This is a genomic window from Escherichia sp. WS568 (assembly GCF_046486085.1).
Taxonomy (GTDB): Bacteria; Pseudomonadota; Gammaproteobacteria; order Enterobacterales; family Enterobacteriaceae; genus Escherichia; species Escherichia coli.
The window spans coordinates 1-3,326 of record NZ_JBJQMC010000056.1 but is presented as its reverse complement, the minus strand read 5'-3'; the positions used below and the strand labels follow the sequence as shown (position 1 = coordinate 3,326).

Below are 3,326 nucleotides of genomic sequence, written 5' to 3'. Positions count from 1 at the left end.
ACATCTTGTTGTCTGATTATTGATTTTTCGCGAAACCATTTGATCATATGACAAGATGTGTATCCACCTTAACTTAATGATTTTTACCAAAATCATTAGGGGATTCATCAGCGTATAGTGTTTTGCAGTTTAGAGGAGATATCGCGATGCATACGCGGAAGGCAATAACGGAGGCGCTTCAAAAACTCGGAGTCCAAACCGGTGACCTCTTGATGGTGCATGCCTCACTTAAAGCGATTGGTCCGGTCGAAGGAGGAGCGGAGACGGTCGTTGCCGCGTTACGCTCCGCGGTTGGGCCGACTGGCACTGTGATGGGATACGCGTCGTGGGACCGATCACCCTACGAGGAGACTCTGAATGGCGCTCGGCTGGATGACGAAGCCCGCCGTACCTGGCTGCCGTTCGATCCCGCAACAGCCGGGACTTACCGTGGGTTCGGCCTGCTGAATCAATTTCTGGTTCAAGCCCCCGGCGCGCGGCGCAGCGCGCACCCCGATGCATCGATGGTCGCGGTTGGTCCGCTGGCTGAAACGCTGACGGAGCCTCACGAACTCGGTCACGCCTTGGGGGAAGGATCGCCCGTCGAGCGGTTCGTTCGCCTTGGCGGGAAGGCCCTGCTGTTGGGTGCGCCGCTAAACTCCGTTACCGCATTGCACTACGCCGAGGCGGTTGCCGATATCCCCAACAAACGGTGGGTGACGTATGAGATGCCGATGCTTGGAAGAGACGGTGAAGTCGCCTGGAAAACGGCATCGGATTACGATTCAAACGGCATTCTCGATTGCTTTGCTATCGAAGGAAAGCCGGATGCGGTTGAAACTATAGCAAATGCTTACGTGAAGCTCGGTCGCCATCGAGAAGGTGTCGTGGGCTTTGCTCAGTGCTACCTGTTCGACGCGCAGGACATCGTGACGTTCGGCGTCACCTATCTTGAGAAGCATTTCGGAACCACTCCGATCGTGCCTCCGCACGAGGCCGTCGAGCGCTCTTGCGAGCCTTCAGGTTAGAGGCCGTCGACAATGATAATCTGGATCAACGGACCTTTCGGCGCCGGAAAGACGACGCTCGCTAAGCGGCTGCGCGATCGGCGTTCCAAATCGCTGATCTTTGACCCCGAGGAAATTAGGTTTATTACTATTGTCCGTGTATTTCATGGTTGAAATTTTTAACGGGCAAATCAGAAAGAGGAAGCTAAAATGGCAAAGCCTGGTGCAACTGGAATTACCCGAATCATTCATGCCACCAATTATAGTATGAAGGGGCTTTCTTCAGCTTGGAGACATGAAGCGGCTTTTCGTCAGGAACTGCTACTCATTGTGCTGTTGATGCCTCTGGCGTTTTTTGTCGGAGATGGTTTAAATCAAATACTACTCCTAATGGTTATAAGTTGGCTGGTTGTGATTGTAGAGATCCTGAACTCAGCTATTGAAGCAGTAGTAGACAGAATAGGGTCAGAGCATCATGAGCTTTCTGGTCGAGCTAAAGACATGGGCTCTGCGGCTGTCTTCATTGCTCTGATGTTGAATGCCATAGTGTGGGGTGCATTGACAGGGCGTAATTTATTAACCTGGTGGTAGTGTTATCATCAATAATATTTTTAATTATTCATGGCAGCCACCATAAATAGTGGCTGTTTAATGAAAAACAATAGATGCTAATTATAAGGTGGAACTTTTGTCTGTTTAGCCCGCACCATAGGTGCGAAAATAACCATATTTTGTAATGACCCACTGAAATCCTGCTCAGGTCATAATGAGTGGAGATCACAGACATGAGCATCACGATGGACGAAGAAATCAAACGTTGGACGGCCAAGCGCAAGTCCGCCTTGGTCATGGAAATCATTCAGGGCAAGACCACCGTCGCCGAAGCGGCTCGAGCCTTTGATTTGCCGCCCTCCGAGATTGAAGAATGGGTAGATGACGCCAAACGGGGCATGGAAAACGCCTTACGGGCCAAGCCACTGGATATTCGCGAGCAGTACGAGAAGCAGCTCAAGGAACTCCAGGAAGCTTATGGCGAGGCCATGCTGGAGTTACGCGCCAGAAAAAAGCTGGCCTCCCTGCTGGGCGAGGACGACAGATAGTCGCCGATGTTCAGCAGGGATTACGCGCAGAAGGTATTGATGTCTCCGTCAGCAAGCTCTGCCGCTGGTTTGGCCTGCCGCGTCGTAGTTGGTACTACCGCAGCGTCAAGGCCGCGCCCAAGCTTCAGGAGCATCTGGTCACCCCGATCAAAAACATGATTGAGGAGAACCCATCGTTCGGTTACCGGACGGTTGCAGCCCTGTTGGGGTTCAACAAGAACACGGTACAGCGCATCTTCCAGCTCAAGGGCTGGCAAGTTCGCAAGCGTCCGGTTGGGTTTCGCCCCCGGATCCAGGCCCTGCCTTCGGTGGCCTCAGCGCCCAACCAACGCTGGGCGACGGACCTATGCCGGATCTGGGCTGGTCGCGATGGCTGGTGTTCCTTGGCGCTGGTGATTGATTGCCATACCCGTGAACTACTGGGATGGCATCTCTCGCGCAGTGGTAAATCGAAAACGGCCGAGGCAGCGCTGGAGCAAGCCTTAATTGCTCGCTTCGGCAGCTTGGGACGAGTTGCATCGCCGTTTTTGTTACGTAGCGACAATGGGTTGGTGTTTACCAGCCGCAACTACACAGCACTGGTGAAGAGCTATGGGTTGCAGCAGGAGTTCATCACGCCGTACACGCCGGAACAAAACGGCATGGTCGAGCGGGTGATCAGAACGCTCAAGGAGCAGTGTGCCCATCGGCAGAGGTTCGAGACCTTGCAGCATGCCAGTCGGGTGATTGGCGACTGGATCCAGTTTTACAACCAGAAGCGTCCTCACCAGGCGCTAAAGATGAAAACACCGGCGCAGGCCTATGCCGAAGCCGCTTAGTTGTGCAGGAACGGCTGGGTCATTACAGTAACGGGCGACGTGGCAGGATCGAACGGCTCGTCGTCCAGACCTGACCACGAGGGCATGACGAGCGTCCCTCCCGGACCCAGCGCAGCACGCAGGGCCTCGATCAGTCCAAGTGGCCCATCTTCGAGGGGCCGGACGCTACGGAAGGAGCTGTGGACCAGCAGCACACCGCCGGGGGTAACCCCAAGGTTGAGAAGCTGACCGATGAGCTCGGCTTTTCGCCATTCGTATTGCACGACATTGCACTCCACCGCTGATGACATCAGTTGATCATAGCACGATCAACGGCACTGTTGCAAATAGTCGGTGGTGATAAACTTATCATCCCCTTTTGCTGATGGAGCTGCACATGAACCCATTCAAAGGCCGGCATTTTCAGCGTGACATCATTCTGT

The 3,326-nt window shown here is 53.9% G+C and carries 4 protein-coding genes and 1 pseudogene; 4 read left to right on the top strand and 1 reads right to left on the bottom strand.

The genetic code is table 11. The annotated features are described in order from the left end of the window. The first annotated feature begins 146 nt into the window (after positions 1–146). The 4 genes from aac(3)-IId to ACJHWR_RS25115 all read left to right on the top strand — a co-directional run bounded on the left by aac(3)-IId (position 147) and on the right by ACJHWR_RS25115 (position 2,904). Positions 147–1,007: an aminoglycoside N-acetyltransferase AAC(3)-IId gene (gene aac(3)-IId, locus ACJHWR_RS25130; protein WP_000557454.1), complete on the top strand. Its 861-nt coding sequence runs from the start codon at positions 147–149 to the stop codon at positions 1,005–1,007. A gap of 189 nt (positions 1,008–1,196) precedes the next feature. Then, positions 1,197–1,577 carry a diacylglycerol kinase gene (locus tag ACJHWR_RS25125; RefSeq protein ID WP_039026395.1) on the top strand — a complete coding sequence of 127 codons (381 nt, stop codon included), beginning with the start codon at positions 1,197–1,199 and terminating at the stop codon, positions 1,575–1,577. Positions 1,578–1,771: 194 nt separating this feature from the next. After that, the gene (locus ACJHWR_RS25120) at positions 1,772–2,086 is read left to right on the top strand and encodes a transposase (protein ID WP_039026396.1); all 315 of its coding nucleotides are present in this window, start codon (positions 1,772–1,774) and stop codon (positions 2,084–2,086) included. After that, entirely contained in the window at positions 2,083–2,904 is an 822-nt protein-coding gene (locus tag ACJHWR_RS25115) for an IS3 family transposase (RefSeq protein WP_039026397.1), read from the top strand. The genes ACJHWR_RS25120 and ACJHWR_RS25115 overlap by 4 nt, the downstream gene beginning before the upstream one ends. 26 nt (positions 2,905–2,930) lie before the next feature. On the opposite strand, the pseudogene ACJHWR_RS25110 reads toward ACJHWR_RS25115, so the two are convergent. Then, positions 2,931–3,167 (bottom strand): annotated as a pseudogene (locus ACJHWR_RS25110) (AAC(3) family N-acetyltransferase); the annotation flags it as partial. Positions 3,168–3,326 lie beyond the last annotated feature (159 nt).